20 protein-coding genes are annotated in these 16,227 nt (G+C 37.3%); 12 read left to right on the top strand and 8 right to left on the bottom strand.

Features of this window, described 5'->3' with window-relative positions; all coding sequences use genetic code 11:
• Nucleotides 1-11 precede the first annotated feature (11 nt).
• From RG571_RS00325 to holA, 12 genes are all read left to right on the top strand, one after another.
• Entirely contained in the window at nt 12-1,136 is a 1,125-nt protein-coding gene (locus RG571_RS00325; protein ID WP_002298986.1) for a CAP-associated domain-containing protein, read from the top strand.
• On the top strand, nt 1,117-1,563 hold the full coding sequence (locus RG571_RS00320) for a YlbF family regulator (RefSeq protein ID WP_002295488.1): 447 nt from the start codon (nt 1,117-1,119) through the stop codon (nt 1,561-1,563). The genes RG571_RS00325 and RG571_RS00320 overlap by 20 nt, the downstream gene beginning before the upstream one ends.
• The gene (locus RG571_RS00315) at nt 1,547-1,885 is read left to right on the top strand and encodes a YlbG family protein (RefSeq protein ID WP_002295490.1); all 339 of its coding nucleotides are present in this window, start codon (nt 1,547-1,549) and stop codon (nt 1,883-1,885) included. Before RG571_RS00320 ends, RG571_RS00315 begins: the two co-directional genes overlap by 17 nt.
• A gap of 129 nt (nt 1,886-2,014) precedes the next feature.
• Nucleotides 2,015-2,575: a 16S rRNA (guanine(966)-N(2))-methyltransferase RsmD gene (rsmD, locus tag RG571_RS00310; protein ID WP_002295491.1), complete on the top strand. Its 561-nt coding sequence runs from the start codon at nt 2,015-2,017 to the stop codon at nt 2,573-2,575.
• Nucleotides 2,572-3,063 (top strand): pantetheine-phosphate adenylyltransferase, encoded by a 492-nt coding sequence (gene coaD / locus RG571_RS00305; protein ID WP_010724013.1) that lies wholly within the window; start codon nt 2,572-2,574, stop codon nt 3,061-3,063. The genes rsmD and coaD overlap by 4 nt, the downstream gene beginning before the upstream one ends.
• Complete coding sequence (locus RG571_RS00300; protein ID WP_002295493.1) at nt 3,053-4,096, top strand: SepM family pheromone-processing serine protease; 1,044 nt, start codon at nt 3,053-3,055, stop codon at nt 4,094-4,096. The genes coaD and RG571_RS00300 overlap by 11 nt, the downstream gene beginning before the upstream one ends.
• A 158-nt stretch (nt 4,097-4,254) precedes the next feature.
• On the top strand, nt 4,255-4,983 hold the full coding sequence (locus RG571_RS00295; RefSeq protein ID WP_016628352.1) for a helix-hairpin-helix domain-containing protein: 729 nt from the start codon (nt 4,255-4,257) through the stop codon (nt 4,981-4,983).
• A gap of 115 nt (nt 4,984-5,098) precedes the next feature.
• Nucleotides 5,099-5,344, top strand: a complete 246-nt coding sequence (locus tag RG571_RS00290; RefSeq protein WP_002297231.1) for an SGNH/GDSL hydrolase family protein — start codon at nt 5,099-5,101, stop codon at nt 5,342-5,344.
• Nucleotides 5,341-5,559: an esterase gene (locus RG571_RS00285; protein ID WP_002295502.1), complete on the top strand. Its 219-nt coding sequence runs from the start codon at nt 5,341-5,343 to the stop codon at nt 5,557-5,559. The genes RG571_RS00290 and RG571_RS00285 overlap by 4 nt, the downstream gene beginning before the upstream one ends.
• A gap of 135 nt (nt 5,560-5,694) precedes the next feature.
• Nucleotides 5,695-6,234, top strand: coding sequence for a ComE operon protein 2 (locus RG571_RS00280; protein ID WP_131774388.1), 540 nt, complete (start codon nt 5,695-5,697; stop codon nt 6,232-6,234).
• Entirely contained in the window at nt 6,227-8,500 is a 2,274-nt protein-coding gene (locus RG571_RS00275) for a DNA internalization-related competence protein ComEC/Rec2 (protein WP_131774389.1), read from the top strand. The genes RG571_RS00280 and RG571_RS00275 overlap by 8 nt, the downstream gene beginning before the upstream one ends.
• A gap of 37 nt (nt 8,501-8,537) precedes the next feature.
• Nucleotides 8,538-9,584: a DNA polymerase III subunit delta gene (gene holA / locus RG571_RS00270; protein ID WP_029485599.1), complete on the top strand. Its 1,047-nt coding sequence runs from the start codon at nt 8,538-8,540 to the stop codon at nt 9,582-9,584.
• An 88-nt stretch (nt 9,585-9,672) separates the two neighbouring features.
• Here holA and rpsT read toward each other — a convergent pair whose 3' ends face one another.
• The 8 genes from rpsT to RG571_RS00230 all read right to left on the bottom strand — a co-directional run bounded on the left by rpsT (nt 9,673) and on the right by RG571_RS00230 (nt 16,162).
• The gene (rpsT, locus tag RG571_RS00265) at nt 9,673-9,927 is read right to left on the bottom strand and encodes a 30S ribosomal protein S20 (RefSeq protein ID WP_002292188.1); all 255 of its coding nucleotides are present in this window, start codon (nt 9,925-9,927) and stop codon (nt 9,673-9,675) included.
• Nucleotides 9,928-10,326: 399 nt separating this feature from the next.
• On the bottom strand, nt 10,327-10,596 hold the full coding sequence (locus RG571_RS00260; RefSeq protein WP_002289125.1) for a hypothetical protein: 270 nt from the start codon (nt 10,594-10,596) through the stop codon (nt 10,327-10,329).
• 261 nt (nt 10,597-10,857) lie between these two features.
• Nucleotides 10,858-10,986: a hypothetical protein gene (locus tag RG571_RS00255; RefSeq protein ID WP_002295511.1), complete on the bottom strand. Its 129-nt coding sequence runs from the start codon at nt 10,984-10,986 to the stop codon at nt 10,858-10,860.
• A 79-nt stretch (nt 10,987-11,065) separates the two neighbouring features.
• Complete coding sequence (locus RG571_RS00250) at nt 11,066-11,521, bottom strand: DUF441 domain-containing protein (RefSeq protein ID WP_002289123.1); 456 nt, start codon at nt 11,519-11,521, stop codon at nt 11,066-11,068.
• Nucleotides 11,522-11,658: 137 nt separating this feature from the next.
• Nucleotides 11,659-13,587 (bottom strand): heavy metal translocating P-type ATPase, encoded by a 1,929-nt coding sequence (locus RG571_RS00245; RefSeq protein ID WP_010724018.1) that lies wholly within the window; start codon nt 13,585-13,587, stop codon nt 11,659-11,661.
• A 196-nt stretch (nt 13,588-13,783) separates the two neighbouring features.
• Nucleotides 13,784-14,617 (bottom strand): undecaprenyl-diphosphate phosphatase, encoded by an 834-nt coding sequence (locus tag RG571_RS00240; RefSeq protein ID WP_131774391.1) that lies wholly within the window; start codon nt 14,615-14,617, stop codon nt 13,784-13,786.
• Between the two features lie 191 nt (nt 14,618-14,808).
• Nucleotides 14,809-15,513, bottom strand: coding sequence for a histidine phosphatase family protein (locus RG571_RS00235; protein ID WP_002289120.1), 705 nt, complete (start codon nt 15,511-15,513; stop codon nt 14,809-14,811).
• Nucleotides 15,514-15,535: 22 nt separating this feature from the next.
• Nucleotides 15,536-16,162: an MBL fold metallo-hydrolase gene (locus RG571_RS00230; protein ID WP_002289118.1), complete on the bottom strand. Its 627-nt coding sequence runs from the start codon at nt 16,160-16,162 to the stop codon at nt 15,536-15,538.
• Nucleotides 16,163-16,227 lie beyond the last annotated feature (65 nt).

Here is a 16,227-nt window from a genome sequence, read left to right as displayed (position 1 = left end):
GGTGGGGAAACATGAAAAGACTGGGTTTGTTTTGGCTGATTCTGCTATTAGTTATTGTGGCATTCTACATGGAACCAGTCTTGTTTCCGCCAAAACTTGAAGTGAAGGAAAACTCTGATCAACAAATAGCAAACCAAATGACAACGTGGAAATACCAGGAGCTTAAAGCAACTGGTTTTTCTACTTATATCGGAAAACCGATCGATCAGCTGGAAAAGGATTTTGGCCAAGCCTATGATCGATTAACTAGCGGATTTGGTTTTGAAACAAGATATTATGAAAATAAAGCTAGTCATCTCACATTTGAAGCGAACATCCAAGACAGCAGAGTCACAACTGTTAAAGTACTGCAAACAGGGCCTGCTGATATCGCGCCGTTTTATTTAGGGATGACGATGCAAGACCTTACGAAAATCACTACTATCTATACTAATTTCACTTTTGAGTACCATGATACAGAAGTTGGAATCGAACTAATGGAAGAGGATATGAATTACCGTCCGCTAATTGCTTTTGATAACGACACTTTTGCTATTTTATTTTTTGATCAAACAACAAACGGCCTATTTTCAGTTGTGTATTTAGATAAAGATAGTCTTTTGAAACTATTGCCATATCAAGTGTTTGGTGAAGGCCTTCCACATTATCAAGCAGATAAATCGGCTGATTGGGAATCAATCAATCGCGTTAAAGAACGAAAAAGTACGACTTTATTAAATATGCTTAGAAGAGAAGACGAACTTCCCATATACAATCAAACACTTGCCTTTCAAAACCACAGTCAGCTGCTACTACATGATTTTTTGACAAGGCCTGAGGAAATATTGTCAGAGGAACGTATGGCTGATTGGCAAAAATCGCTAGGCAGTGCTCAAACGACAGTGAAATTCTCACTGACGAATGATGAATTGGAGAAGTTAATCAGTAAACAAAAATTAGAAAATACTAGTGGGCTATTTATTCATCCGGCGATCGACGCTACTTTTTCGTTTTTATATTGGTACAGCGATCCTTACAACCATGACCGTTTCATGGACCCGGGAACGGATTCTGTAGGCATTGCTTTTTCTAAAGAAAATATGTTAGTCTTATTGCAAGAAGAAAACGGAGAAAGTAGTGATAGCAGTGATCGTTAACGAAGAGCTGTTTCAACTGGAGGATCAATGCCTCCAAGTCGCTGAAATGATAAAAAAGAGTAAAACGATGGCTTCTTATCTTGAACATAAACAGTCAATGGAAGAATCTGCAAAAGTTTGCCAGTTGAAAGAAGCGTTCTTGTCTAAGAAAGAAGCATTTGAAAATGTAGCGGCATATGGTGAGTATGCACCTGATTATCGTGAAAAAAAACGAGCTGTTCGAAAAGCAAAAAGACAGCTTGATATGGATGAGCATGTTGCAGCTTTCCGATATAGTGAAACACAGCTGCAAAGTCTGTTGGATCAAATTGTCCAAGTACTTGCCGAAGAAGTTTCTAATGAAATCAAAGTAGATGCAGGTAGCCCGTTTTTTGAAACGAAAAAACACTTTGGATGCGGAGGTAATTGTCATGCAATTAGACAATAGTGAATTTGAAATAACAAAACGACGCGGGCTGATCGTATGGGTCTACAGCTTAAAACAATTAAAGAATCTGAAAAAGTTCGGCTTGTTGCATTATGTCTCAAGAAGAATGAAATATGTCGTGCTTTACTTAAATGAAGAGACATTTGAAGAAACAGAAGAACGAATCCGTAAATTACATTTTGTTCGAAACGTAGAACGTTCTTACCGACCGGATATCGAAATGAATTTTGCCGAAAAAATAGGAAACAAAACAGTATTAAAAGACGAAGGTTTCGAAATCGAAGAGCTAAATACAGAAATCCGATTAGCTGAACATCTTTAAAAATCTCTTATGAGCAGTTTTTAAATAAAAAATAACTTGGATAACGATCGATTTTTGATCATTGTCCAAGTATTTTTTTGTCTTTTTTTTGGTATACTAGTACCAGTACCATTTCTAAGGAGTGAGTAGATGCGGATAATATCAGGAAATTATGGCGGGCGCCGTTTAAAAAGTTTAGCAGGGGCGAACACCAGACCAACTACAGATAAAGTAAAAGAATCCATATTCAATATGATTGGACCATATTTTGATGGAGAGACAGTATTGGATCTGTTTGCAGGAAGCGGTGGTTTAGCTATCGAAGCAGTATCTAGAGGCTGCAGTCATGCGGTATGCGTAGACAAAAATTACCAAGCGCTAAAAATCATCAAAGAAAACATCGAAATTACGAAAGAACCAGAGAAATTTACCACAATAAAACTTGATGCGGACAAAGCAATCGAACGGCTAGCAGCGGAGAAACAACAATTCGACTACTTGTTTCTTGATCCGCCATATGCAAAACAAAAAATAATCGATCAAATCCATAAAATGGAAGAACTGGGACTGTTTTCTAAAACCGCAGTTATCGTATGCGAAACGGATAAAACAGTCGAATTGCCAGAAACTGTGGCTGGATTCCATCAAATAAGAAAACAGATTTATGGCATAACGGCCGTAACTATCTATAGAAAAGAGGGAAATCAATGAAACGTGCATTATTCCCAGGAAGTTTTGATCCTTTTACAAAAGGTCACTTAGATACGGTGGAACGTGCGGCTAAATTATTCGATGAGGTAGTAATTGGTGTTTTTATCAATACTTCAAAGAAAAGTTTGTTTCCCCCAGAAGAAAGAATGACATTGATCACAAAAGCTGTTTCTCATCTTCCTAATGTAAAAGTCATGCATAAAGAAAATCAATTGACGGTAGAAACAGCAAAAGAGATTGGTGCAGATGCGTTGATCAGAGGCATACGAAGTATCAAAGACTTTGAATATGAACGAGAGATTGCTCAGATGAATCATCATCTATATGATGAATTGGAAACTGTCTTCTTATTAGCAAAACCAGAATATAGTCACGTGAGTTCCAGTATTTTAAAAGAAGTACTGCACTTTGGCGGAGATGTGAGCAGCTACTTACCGCCAGTGATCAACGAAGCTTTAGCTGGAAAGCGTGAATCAAATGAAAGCTAAACAATGGTTGAAAACAGTACTAATTATCATATTTGGAATGTTGATCATTGGATTTGTAGTAGTTCCCTTGCCGTATTATGTAGAATCACCGGGAGCCACGATCGATCTGAAAGAACTAATTACAGTCAATGATAAGGAAGATAAAGGTTCTGGGTCTTTCTCTCTTACCTCTGTTGGTATCAGGCAAGCTACAGGTTTCTTAGCTTTAAAAGCTAAAATGACCCCTTTTGAAGAATTGATCAGTGAAGAAGAATTGACTGGTGGGGCGACAAATGAAGAATATAATCAAATGCAGCAGTATTATATGGATTCTTCCCAAAATGCAGCAATCGAACAAGCGTTAAAACTTGCAGACAAGCCTTATAAAATGGAATTCAAAGGCGTATATGTCATGAGTGTAGAGAAAACATCGAATTTCTTTGGCAAGCTTTCAGTTGGAGATACAGTAACAAAAGTAGACGGGAAAAGCTTTCAAAGTACAGAAGCATTTATGGATTATGTAAAAAGCCAAAAAGTTGGACAAACAATCGAAATCAGTTATTTGCATAATGGTGAAGAAAAAACAGCTTCTGGTGATCTGATCGAGTTACCAACAGATAAAAAGGCAGGAATAGGTATCACGCTTACTGACCATACCGAGATCGAATCAGATACAGATGTTCGTATTAATTCTGGCTCTATCGGTGGGCCATCAGCGGGATTGATGTTCACTTTAGAAATCTATGAACAAGTCACTGGTAAAAACTTGCGACATGGTAAGCAAATTGCAGGAACTGGAACGATCAACAGTGAAGGAGAAGTTGGCCGAATCGGAGGAATCGATAAAAAAGTGGCAAGTGCGGATAAAGCTGGCGTAGAGATTTTCTTTGCACCAGATGATACGATTTCAGACGATGTTAAGAAAGAATATCCTGAAATAAAAACCAACTACGAAGAAGCAAAAGCTGCCGCTAAAAAATTGAATTCCTCAATGAAAATCGTACCAGTAAAAACAGTACAAGAAGCGCTTGACTATCTAGAGAAAATGAAATGAAACTAAATAATTAAAGAGGGGTTGTGACACGAGTTCTGTCACACCCCCTCTTTTTCGTCAAAAATCTTCACGATAAAAATAAAAACAAAAGAAAAAATTGACGTAATTAGATGTTGAAGGGACGATTTTGCCAGAGCTCACTGTTTCTTCAATTTCAAATGAAAGGAGTAATGAATGATTTTTACTGGTCATTCTTTGGAAAAAGAACAATGATAGAAAAAATCAGCAAGAAAATACTAGCTTCACCCAAATTGATCATTTGGATGTCTATGATAGTTCTTATCTTTTGTATCGCAAGTGGTTTTTTATTATCAAATTTGCTATTTTATAGAGAACCAGAAGAGACTGCTGCAAAAGAAATACTTTCTCCGTTTAGTTCCAGTGGAGAAGATCCATCAGCTGAAGGAAACGATGTAGAAGAGGATGCTCGTCCAAAGGTCATGTACACCGATATCAAAGGAAGTGTGAAGGAGCCTGGTATCTATTCCTTTTCTTCAGAAGAACGGGTCTATGATGTACTAAAGCGTGCAGGTGGATTATTAGAAGAAGCGGATAGCGATCGAATCAACTTTTCTGCGAAGATAGAAGATCAGCAAGTCCTATATATCCCTGCTGTAGGTGAAGAGCTGCCAGAACATCTTGATCAGTTGGCATCCTCGGAAGGAAAACAGCCTACAGCAGATTCCGAGCCTCCCAAAATAAATATCAATACAGCCACTCCATCAGAACTTCAGCAGATTCCTGGGATCGGATCAGTCAAAGCGCAAGAAATCATTCGATTTAGAGAAGAAAACGGATCCTTCCAGAAAGTGGAAGACCTGCAGGAGATTTCTGGTATCGGTGAAAAGACAGTTGAAAAACTAAAAAACTTCGTTACAATTAAATAGAATGATTCAAAATCGACTGGCACGAGCAATAAATGGACGCTAATGGATACTAAGAATAATCCAATTCTAAGAGCTTGGCAGGACGAGGAGGTAGTATTTTTGGATAGGAAATAGCTTGATTGTTCGCAAAGAAACATTAAAAAAACCAATGCTGAATGTCTATCTCCAAAATAAAATATCTGGGATTCATATTATGAATACGGCTGTCAGCGGCAATAACAGTCAAGCTCTACGAGAACGCTTTGCCAAAGATGTACTTAGCTATACAGCAGATAAAGTATTTATTCTCATTGGGACGAATGATCTAGCAGAGCATAAACAACTTTCTAAAGAAACGTACCAAAAAATCTGCAGTGGATGATAGTTCAGCTGAAAAAAGACTATAGTTCTGATCATGCTTTCTTTATCACGCCACCAGCAGTCGATGAGACAAAACAAAAATATCGGAATAACAAGTTGATCAAAGAATATATCTCTGTTCTCACAGAAGTAGCAAAACGCCATGATTGTGAAGTATCGATTTTTATACGGAATTTCTTGAACAAATGGATTCGAAGAATTTTTATAATGGGCTAATGGATGACGGACTTCATTTCGGCAGTGAAGGGTAGGATCTTTTGTCAGACAGGATGATTCGTTATATTTAAAGAATATTTTGTTTAAGCAATGAGTACTTTTTAATCAACTTGAAAAAACGGAGGAATATAAAACATGTTAGAAAAATCTTCAAAAGCATGCGATACGAATAAAGAAAAAGTTACTGATAAGTCACATAATGAACGCATTCCTTGGGACCAGTACTTTATGGCTCAGGCAGTACTGTTATCTTTACGTAGTACGTGTACACGTTTAGAAGTAGGAGCGACACTCGTTCGAGAAAAAAGGATCATTGCTGGCGGCTATAATGGAGCAGTCAGTGGAGATGTCCACTGCATAGATGAAAGGTGTTACGTCGTGGATGGACACTGCTTGCGAACGATCCATGCAGAGATGAATGCACTCCTACAGTGTGCAAAACTTGGTATCCCGACGGAAGGTTCAGAAATCTATGTCACACATTTTCCATGTTTGGCCTGTACAAAGGCTTTGTTGCAAGCTGGTGTGAAAGGGATCAATTATCTCCATGACTATCGAAATGATCCTTATGCCCAAGCGTTGATCGAACAATTAGGTGTATCTGTACACCAAGTTGCTTTAGACTCACAGCATTTTTCAAAACTTCAAAATGAATTAACAGGAAAACATGTCTAGCGTTTTAGAAAGGCATTTTCGAAATCGGTTGATTTTTCCGGCAATTACGTCGATGATTATCTGTTTGTTGTATTACACTGACAATTGGGGTTATCGTTTGCTTCTTGCCGGAATTTTTTTATGGTTTTCGCTAAAAGAAGGACGTTTTATCGCGTACTTGTGTATTTTGTGTAGCATAACGGTATCCATTTCTTATAGGCTACAAGAGTATTCATTTTTAGAGGAAAAAACAACATCTGCGCAAATTACTGTATTTACAGATACGATTCGTGCAAATGGTAATTTTTTGACAATGGAAGGAAGGTTATCAGAGAATAAACAAAAGCTCCAGCTTTCTTATCAAGTAAACACAGAAGCAGAATTGAAAACATGGCTTAACTTCCGAGGAAAGGGAATAGAATTGACTGCTGAAGGCGAGTTCATTTCTCCAGCAAAAAAGCGGAATCTTTATAGTTTTGACCAAGAAGCTTACTTCAGGAACCATAGAATCTCTGGACGGTTCCAAATTCAAAAGATTGAACAGATCACCATGCAAAATCACTGGCGAAACTGGCTTCAGAGAAAAAGAGGATCTTTTATCTCCTTTGTCCAATCTGAATTTCCGCAAAAAACAAGTGTATATATTAATTCTTTATTATGGGGCTATAAATATGCAGGATTCAGAGAATCAGAAGAAATTTTTAGGGAGAGTGGTTTGCTGCATCTGTTCAGTCTATCGGGTCTACACATCCAATTTTATTTAGGGTGGCTGTATTATTTATTTCGACGTATCGGATGGCCACTACACGTCAGTATTATTCCGTTGAGTCTACTAACTATCTGTTATGTTTCTATTGCAGGAAGTTCTATTTCTGTTTTGCGTGCTAGTTTGCTGTTTTTATTGCGATTGCTAGTCAAATTGCTGAATAAGCATTATTCCACCATGGACTTATTTGCAGTTGTCTTTTGGCTTCTTTTACTATTTGATCCTCGATTTCTTTTTCATGCGGGTGGACAGCTTAGTTTTTTCATGAGTTTTTTGTTTATCCTGATTTCTTTTGATGGAGATTGGTTGAAAAAAACGGCCTCTCACGTCCTGTTTACTATGATCACGATGCCGTTGATTGTATGGCATTTTTATGAGTGGCCTATTTTAGGTAGTCTTTTTACATTACTGATTGCACCGGTATTCAAGTTTCTTTTTCTTCCTGGTGTGTTATTTCTCACACTCTTCAATCGCTGGCTGCCGGAAACTTTACTTTTGCTGATAGAAGAGGGATTAATCTTATTTGAGCGAATAATCGATTTTTCTTCAGGGTCGTCTCTCATTATAGGACGTTTGCCCCTTGTACTATCTGGGATGTATATTTTCGGATTACTGATTTGTACGGATAGGTTGAAAGAACAACCTGTGAAACACTTGTTTTATGTTGGTCTTTTTTCTTTTATTTTTTTGACTTTGCCATTTTTACGCTTTTCTTCAACGATCGCTTTTATCGATGTCGGTCAAGGAGACAGTATCTTTTTGCAAAGTCCTTTTCGAAAAGAAACGATTTTGATCGATACTGGAGGTCAGTTACACTTTGAAAGAGAAAAGTGGGCGCAAGGTATGATACGTCCTCCTGCTGAAAGAAATATCGTTCCATATCTAAAAGGTCAGGGGATAAGTGTAATCGATAAACTCATCTTGACACACGACGATACGGATCATGTGGGAGAATTACCCACGTTATCTCAGCATTTTACTATCAAAAAAATTTATATCGGTTGGGGCGCTGGACGAAATGAGCCATTACAAAGCCATTTATCTGAAGCTCAAAAAAATGGTACTGAGATCATTGAAATTAAACATGGGGACAGGATCAGCGGTTATTATGATCTTTATTTATTGACTCCTTTTGAAAAGGGAGAGGGAAGAAATGAAGATTCGATTGGTCTATGGATGGAATATAACAATAGGCGCTTTTTATTTTTAGGAGATTTGAATCAAGCAATGGAAAAACAATTGCTTTTGATTTATCCTAATCTGAAAGCCGATGTAGTCAAATTAGGTCATCACAGTAGCCGTACGTCAAGTAACACAGATTTTCTTTCCCATATTGAAGCAAAACATGGGATTATATCCTGCGGAGTAAATAATCGTTATGGTCACCCGCACAGCGAAGTATTGGAGACACTAGAAGAAAATCAGATAAAAACATGGCGAACGGATCAACAAGGAATGATCACCTATCGCTGGCATCCAGTTTTTCATCCTCATGGGCTAGTGGAAACAATGATAGACTAGTAATTCTCATCTGCTCATGGTAGGATAATTTTTGAAAGTGGTGAGTAATTTGAGTATACAAGCAGAGTTACAAAAAATACGTAAAGAAAAACTTGCATCTTGTTACTTGATTTTAGGAACAGAAAAGTTTCTCCAAGATCAAATTCGGACAGAAATTGTCAAAAAAATCCAATTAGAGGGCGAAGATGACTTAAATTTTTTAAGTTTTGACATGGAAAATGCAAGTTTAGATGAGGTAGTAGCTGAAGCAGAGACGTTGCCGTTTTTCGGAGATCAACGGTTAGTATTCGTAGAGAATCCTTATTTTTTAACAGGTGAAAAAGTAAACAATGGAATCGAACAAAATACTGATTTATTGACGGCTTATTTGAAAGAACCATTAGAATCGACTGTATTAGTATTCTTTGCGCCATATGAAAAGTTGGATGAACGGAAAAAAGTAACGAAACAATTGAAAAAAACAGCAATCATCATCAATGTCCAACAGTTGAATGAAAAAGAAGTACGTCAATATCTGATGAATACCTTAGAGAATTCCTCAATCAAAATGGAACGAAGTGCAATTGATTTATTCTTGAGGTTGACCGACTTAGATTTATCCAAAATGATGAGAGAGTTACAGAAATTGGTCCTTTATGGACAAAATCAACAGCAAATCACGGTAAGAGAAGTAGAAGAATTAGTTCCTAAAACGTTAGAACATAATATTTTTGACATGACCCAATATATTTTAAAAGGGAAGACGGAACAAGCTTTGCGTTTATACGAAGATTTAGTTATGCAAGGGGAAGAAACAATCAAAATTAATGCGATTTTGCTTTCTCAATTACGTTTATTTTTACAGACAAAATTTCTTGTAAAGATTGGTTATCAGCAGGCAAATATTGCTGAAACATTGAAAATCCATCCATATCGTGTAAAACTTGCCATGCAGGAAGTAAAAAAATTCGATGAACATTTGCTGGTACAGTTGTTTGATCAATTAGTTGAGATGGATTATCAAATCAAAACGGGACAAATCGAAAAAGAATTAAGTTTTCAACTATTCGTTTTGCGCACAGGGCAGTTGTTAAGAAATCGATAAGAAGAAAGACGAGGGCAAAGCATGCGGGAAGGTCGTTTGTTTTTGTCCTTTTTTTGACAAATAAAAAAATCGGCCGAAGCCGATTCTTTTATTTAGCGATTTTTTTGCTTAAACGAGATTTGTCGCGGTTAGCTTTGTTTTTGTGGATTAGACCTTTTGATTCAGCCATATCAATAGCTTTAACAGCTTCTTTATATAACGCATCTACGTTGTCAGCACCTGAAGCTACAGCATCTTCAAATTTTTTGATTGCAGTACGCATAGCGCTTGTTTGAGATGAATTTTTCACATTAGCGTTTTCGCTTGTACGAACACGTTTGATTGCAGATTCAATGTTTGGCATTAGTTTCACCTCCGATAACTTAAGTTCTTACGCGTGTTACCGCATAATTCAACATTCATTATTATACCTAAAGGCAGCGTGCTTTGCAATATGAACATGACAAGTTTTTTTCCTTAACAGTCTTTTATTAGGATTTTTTTTCAGTAAAAACGGATAGTACAAGCTGAAAAAAATCAAAAAGACGCTATTGTGGGAGGCAATAGCGTCAAACCAAACTAGATTTTTATTTATCTATTTAAACAAAGTTTGAATGGGAATGTTTGGTACTAAGTTATTATATAACAAAGAGAACCGTTTGCAAAGTTTTTTTTGAAAAGGGATACGATTCCCTGTTGTTCTTTGTTTTTCTATTAAGAAACTGCAGTTATTTTATAACCAGTATCCTTTGATCAGTAAAGGCTATTCTGGTGTACCGATTATTTTAATGTATTCATCGATATTTTTTATCAACATTTTTTTTATGACCAACTGGTTCCGACGGTTCCATTTGCCACTTACTTCCAGCACATATTTATTTAGGGGCAAACGTAAGATATATTTTGCCAAATAGCGATCTTTAAGCAGGCCATTGATCACACGGTCCTCAAGCTGCAAGTTGATCCCAGTCAGCATCATTGGCTGTTCTTGTAAAACGTACGTATCAATTAAAAGACCTTCAAAAGTTTCCACAAGCGTCTTCCTTTCTTTTCAAAGTAACCTGAAAACAGGCACTAATTCTTCCATTTTGATATTCGTTGAAGTGGATGCGATCATTCTTTCTTTTGTCCACTGTAATCTAGTATAACAAAAAAGAGCAGAAGAGCCAAAAAGAAAAAAGAGCATCGAATTCTATAGGAAGTCTCATTGGCATGGCCTAAATTATTACAAAACATTGATTAAAAAAAGCCCCTGCATCGCAGGAGCATCCCCTATATCGTTTTAATAGGTCAATCAAAAAGCAGTATCAAACACATTTTGTATCAAATCAGGAAATAATAGATAAGCTAAGCCCAGAATCAAAAGTACCGCTAGAAGAAACCAGCCGATTGTTCCTATGAAATACTTTAATTTTTCGAACATTGTATCACCTCGTTGTCAGTATATCACGGATCAGTAAATTGGGGGTGTTAAGAATCTCCTAAAATAGACAAAATTTGTTCTATTTTCCTAAAGCAAATACTTGTAAGATACAGTAAGTGATACCAGAAGCAATGACCGGTCCGGCGGCGATTCCTCTTAAGAAGACAACGCCTAAAATCGTGCCGAAAACAAGTGCAACAGTGATTTGTGGATCAGAAGCAATCAATCCTACACCCTTGGAAGATAAGACAGCCACTAGCCCACCGCAAAAAACAGCTACCCAGCCAATAGGGGATTTAAAGGCTTCTAATAGATCACGTAGACCGATTTCTCCTGTTGCGATAGGGATTAGAATAGCCGCTGTGATGATCGTCACCCCAATATTGATTCCTTTGCCTTGAAGCCAAGGGAAAAAGGAACGGGAGGCTGGTATGAGCTTCATAATCAAAACAAAAGCTGCCGCTATCATCAGACTTTGATTTTTAGCTAAAATTGCTACAAGTAAAATAATTCCTAAAAAAAGCCAACTTTCCATGAAATATATTCCTCACTTTCTTCGAAACAATCATAACATGTTTTTAGAAAGTTGCAAAAGTAGGAATTCATCCTTCAAGACCTATTCATAAGCTGTTTTTTTCATAAAATAAACAAAATCATAAAAAAACACTTTGCTTATTTGACAGAAGACAGCCGCGCTTTGTATAGTGGACAAGACTTACATTTTTTTGAAGAATCAGAAAGATCAGGTAAAGGTCTTAGTAAACGCAAGCCATTCAGAATAACCAATATTGTGCTTCCTTCGTGTCCTACAACTCCAAGAGGTAGATTTAAAAATTGCAGGAAGTTAGAAGCAATCAACAAGAGAATAACAAGAATCGAAAAAATAATATTTTGTTTGATGATCCGCCGCATTTTTAAAGATAGCCGATGACTGTAGACAAATTTATTTAAGTCGCTTTTCATTAAGACGATGTCTGCGATATCCATAGCGGCATCTGTCCCTTGCCCCATAGCGACACCTAAAGAAGCGGCTGCTAAAGCAGGCGCATCATTGACTCCATCACCAACCATCGCATTTACTTGGTAAAGTTCATTCTCTTTTTTGACTAGTTGTGTTTTTTCTTCCGGAGTACAGCTTGCATAGTAATGTTCAATCCCTACTTGTTCAGCAATGGCCTTTGCTGTGCCAGAATGGTCGCCGGTTATCATACTTGTATGGATGTTTTGGGATTTAAAGTAGGAAATTACTTGTTGGGTATTTGCTTTTGGAATATCTAGCAGACCTAAAACAGCAATTAACTGCTGATCTTTAGAAAGATAAATCACGGTTTTGCCTTGATTTTCCAAACGTTCGATCATTTCCGCAATCTCTTTGCTGATTATCATCGTCTCAGGATCATATGCGTGCTTGCCAACTTTCCATTGCGCACCTAAATAGGTAGTTTGTAATCCAAAACCAGTAATTTCTTCTATTGGTAAGTATTGGATTTCTTCAGGTATTGTGCAATCGAAATATTGCAAAATCGCATGAGCAAGTGGATGCGTCGTTTTTTGTTCCATAGCAACAAGAAGTTGTTGTGCCAAATCCTTTTCATCAAAGAAAAAGCTGTCAGTTACAACTGGTTTTCCTTTAGTGAGCGTTCCTGTTTTATCAAAGGCAATCGCTTTTAATTCAGAAAGCTTTTCTAAATGGATACCGCCTTTGATTAAAATCCCATTTTTTGCAGAATTTGAAAGAGCAGCTAGAGAAGCTGGTGTAGCAGATGCGACAAGCGCACAAGGAGAAGCCACAACTAATAATACCATTCCTCGATAAAAGCTTTCATCCCAACTCCAACCTAGGAAAAAGTGGGGGAGAAGGATCATTAGAGGAACAGCAAGCAAAATCAATTTTACATAATTATTTTCGATTCGTTCGATAAATGAAGCTGTTTGAGTTGGCGTATTCTGCGCTTCTTCTACTAATTGGATAATCTTAGCAAAGACAGTTTCGGAACTCGTTTTTGTTACTCGAATCGTGATGGGATTTCCTTGATTCAGCGTTCCTGCATACATCTCATCACCTAAATATTTTTCTACAGGCACAGATTCACCGCTTAATGCAGACTCATCGATCGTTGCCTGTGTGCTTTCTAAAAAGCCATCTATCGGAACAGCTGCTCCTTTAGCGACAAATACCAAGTTATCCACCTTTAGTTGAGAAACATCTACTTCTTGCATTTGTCCATTTTCTTTTAATAATTGGGCTTTTTGTGGTTGAAGATTCATCAAAGCAGTAATTTCTTTTTGACTTTTATTAGTTGTGTATTCCTCTAATGCACCGCTTAAACAAAAGATGAATGTCAACATTGCTCCTTCAAAGTAATTACCGATCAAACAGGCACCAATAGCAGCTAAAGCCATCAATAAATCCACATTCAGTGTTCGATCATTCCACAATTCTTTCAAGCCTTCCGATGTTTGTTTATATCCACCGATGATAATGGCACTGATATAAAAAAGTGGGGTGATGGTAAGAGAGAATCGGTCGAAGATAAAACCGAAGATCATAAATAAAAGGCAGCAGATTGTTGCTGCAAAAGCTTTTTTCTGATTAGTCATCGTTATTAGACCTCCTTGTCAAAACAAGGATAGCATAATAAAAATGTAATTGATAATAATAACAGCTAAATGAGAACGATAATGGTTATCATTTGGTGATTAAGCTTGATGTTGTTTTTATTATTTATAATGATTATTATTAAAGAAAATAAAAAACCAGAACATTTCTCAAATAAGAGAAGTGTTCTGGTTTTTTCTACATTGCAATAAACCAATAACCAATCAAAATGATACCAAGGATAATACGATACCAGCCAAAAGCGGTAAAGTCGTTTTTCTTCAAATAGCTTAGTAAGAATTTGATAGCTAAGACGGAAACCACAAAAGATACGAATGTTCCTACAAGAAGAACAACAGTTTCTTCCATTTTGAATGAATTCCCTTCAGCTAAATATTTGACGATCTTCAAGCCGCTTGCGCCAAACATGACAGGAATCCCTAAGAAAAATGAAAACTCTGTAGCGACAAAACGCGAAGCACCAATCAAGATAGCTCCTAGGATCGTTGCGCCAGAACGGGATGTTCCGGGAACAAGTGCCAAGACTTGGAATAACCCAACAAGAAGAGCTGCTTGGTACGTAAAGTCATTCAGAGAAGTCCAACGAGGTGTTTTGTTTTTGTTGCGTTTTTCGACAATAATAAAGGCAATACCGTAAACGATCAAAACAATGGCAACTGGTAAGAACTTGTGGAAATTTGCTTCTAACCAATCATCCAAAGGCAAACCAATGATGATGGCTGGTATGCAAGCAACGATCACTTTAAACCAAAGTGTCCACGTATCTTTTTTTTCTACCGTTGATTTACTTGGAGAAAATGGGTTTAACTTGTGAAAATAAAGAACGACGACAGCCAAGATCGCCCCTAATTGGATAACGACATTGAACATCGACATAAATTGTGAACTGGCACCCAGTTTGATGAATTCATCTGCTAGGATCAAATGACCAGTACTACTGATGGGCAGCCATTCCGTTATTCCTTCAATAATACCGAGAATCACTGCTTTGATAATATTTGCAAAAAACATAAATTCCTTCCTTCCCAATTAAGATACATCTTATAGTATACCGTTATTTTTTGAGAAACCCAATCTGTTTTTTAATATTAAGAAAAACTTGAGAAATAAAGCAGATAAGTACACGAAGAGAAAAAAGAAGACAAAGCCCTCATTCAGACTTTGCCTTTTATGATTCTCTGGTAAAAATTAAAATATCCCCATTATAGAAACGAGTCGCGACTATGTGTTTTCCCGTTATCGATATAAGACGTATCATTGATGCCGTGGATAGAAAATCGACCGTTTGCATAAGTGACCTTTGTTACGCTGCCATTTAAAAGCCCAGCACGAACAGGCTGTTTAGGATCGATCAGATTAAGCAAAAAGGCGATCGTCAAACCATGAGATACGACTAAAACATTTCCACCACCATTTTTTTCGCAGTGATGGGCGATATCTTCAAATCCTGTCCATACACGGTCTCGCAATGTTTCATAAGTTTCCGCCCACCCAGCGGTATCTAAGTTGTATACAGCATTAGCAATTTGTTCAAAAGAAACTTCTGTGGTAAACATTTCATCATATGTTTTAAAATTCAATACACGAGGGATCACACCCCACATTTCCATGTCATATCCACCTTCAAGAGACCCGAAACACCATTCTCTAATCCTTTTTTCAATAAAATAAGGAATTTCTTTTCCCTTAGAATGTTCTCCTAGAATAATACGGGCAGTTTCGATCGCACGACCACTGTCACTAGAATAAGCAAATGAAAAGTCGACATTTTTTAACCCGCGACCTAAATAATGAATGCCTTCTTGTCCTTGCTTTGTGAGGGGTGTATCACACCAGCCTTGTACTCGTTCAATTGTATTGAACATCGTTTTTCCGTGTCGTACGATATAAAGTGTAGTTTCTGTCATTTTATTCTCCTCCTAAGTCGTTTTAACGATTGAAAAAAGGATTTGTCCTTTTTTCCTGTTCAATCGTCGTTGCATCGCCATGTCCTGGATAGACTGCAAATTCATCAGGTAAAACAAACAGCTGGGTCCGAATACTATGAAGTAATTGTTCTAAATTCCCTGTATACAGATCGGTTCTACCGATACTTCCTCTAAACAGGGCGTCGCCAGAAACGACAAAATCATCAAAAATAAAGCTGACGCTTCCTATAGAGTGCCCGGGGGTAGGGACGACGCGAAAAGACATGTTTCCTAAAGTATAAGTTTTCATTTCAAATTCATATTCTGCAGGCGAGACAATAACATCAGCAATATCATCATGTCTACCGAGTCCAGAAAGATTCAAAATCGGATCACCTAGCCATTTTTGCTCTAGTGGGCTGACATAAACTGGGATTTGATAATACGCACGTAAAGGTTCCACTGCACCGATATGATCGTAGTGGGTATGGGTAAGCAAAATCGCTACCGGCTGTTGGTTTGTTTTTTTGATTTCTTGTTTGATTCGTTCCGCGTCTTCTCCAGGGTCAATGATCAAAAGTGCTTCTTCGTTGTAGACCAAATAACAGTTTTCTTCAATCATTCCTGTTTTTAATCTTTCGATATGCATGTGCATTCCTCCTTGATAGCCAAAACTTCTTTCATCCATTAGTATAACGCATTCATTGCTAGGAA

It is taken from the genome of Enterococcus sp. FR204 (assembly GCF_031143325.1).
Lineage (GTDB): Bacteria > Bacillota > Bacilli > Lactobacillales > Enterococcaceae > Enterococcus_B > Enterococcus_B faecium.
The sequence above is the reverse complement of the archived record's forward strand: the minus strand, read 5'-3'. Positions and strand labels throughout refer to the sequence as shown.

Bases quoted from the DNA above. Each gene is read 5' to 3' on its own strand.
- RG571_RS00325 (WP_002298986.1), top strand. From the start codon at position 12: ATGAAAAGACTGGGTTTGTTTTGGCTGATTCTGCTATTAGTTATTGTG.
- RG571_RS00315 (WP_002295490.1), top strand. From the start codon at position 1,547: ATGCAATTAGACAATAGTGAATTTGAAATAACAAAACGACGCGGGCTG.
- rsmD (WP_002295491.1), top strand. From the start codon at position 2,015: ATGCGGATAATATCAGGAAATTATGGCGGGCGCCGTTTAAAAAGTTTA.
- coaD (WP_010724013.1), top strand. From the start codon at position 2,572: ATGAAACGTGCATTATTCCCAGGAAGTTTTGATCCTTTTACAAAAGGT.
- RG571_RS00300 (WP_002295493.1), top strand. From the start codon at position 3,053: ATGAAAGCTAAACAATGGTTGAAAACAGTACTAATTATCATATTTGGA.
- RG571_RS00295 (WP_016628352.1), top strand. From the start codon at position 4,255: ATGAAAGGAGTAATGAATGATTTTTACTGGTCATTCTTTGGAAAAAGA.
- RG571_RS00285 (WP_002295502.1), top strand. From the start codon at position 5,341: ATGATAGTTCAGCTGAAAAAAGACTATAGTTCTGATCATGCTTTCTTT.
- RG571_RS00280 (WP_131774388.1), top strand. From the start codon at position 5,695: ATGTTAGAAAAATCTTCAAAAGCATGCGATACGAATAAAGAAAAAGTT.
- RG571_RS00275 (WP_131774389.1), top strand. From the start codon at position 6,227: ATGTCTAGCGTTTTAGAAAGGCATTTTCGAAATCGGTTGATTTTTCCG.
- rpsT (WP_002292188.1), bottom strand. From the start codon at position 9,927: ATGCCAAACATTGAATCTGCAATCAAACGTGTTCGTACAAGCGAAAAC.
- RG571_RS00255 (WP_002295511.1), bottom strand. From the start codon at position 10,986: ATGTTCGAAAAATTAAAGTATTTCATAGGAACAATCGGCTGGTTTCTT.
- RG571_RS00250 (WP_002289123.1), bottom strand. From the start codon at position 11,521: ATGGAAAGTTGGCTTTTTTTAGGAATTATTTTACTTGTAGCAATTTTA.
- RG571_RS00245 (WP_010724018.1), bottom strand. From the start codon at position 13,587: ATGACTAATCAGAAAAAAGCTTTTGCAGCAACAATCTGCTGCCTTTTA.
- RG571_RS00240 (WP_131774391.1), bottom strand. From the start codon at position 14,617: ATGTTTTTTGCAAATATTATCAAAGCAGTGATTCTCGGTATTATTGAA.
- RG571_RS00235 (WP_002289120.1), bottom strand. From the start codon at position 15,513: ATGACAGAAACTACACTTTATATCGTACGACACGGAAAAACGATGTTC.
- RG571_RS00230 (WP_002289118.1), bottom strand. From the start codon at position 16,162: ATGCATATCGAAAGATTAAAAACAGGAATGATTGAAGAAAACTGTTAT.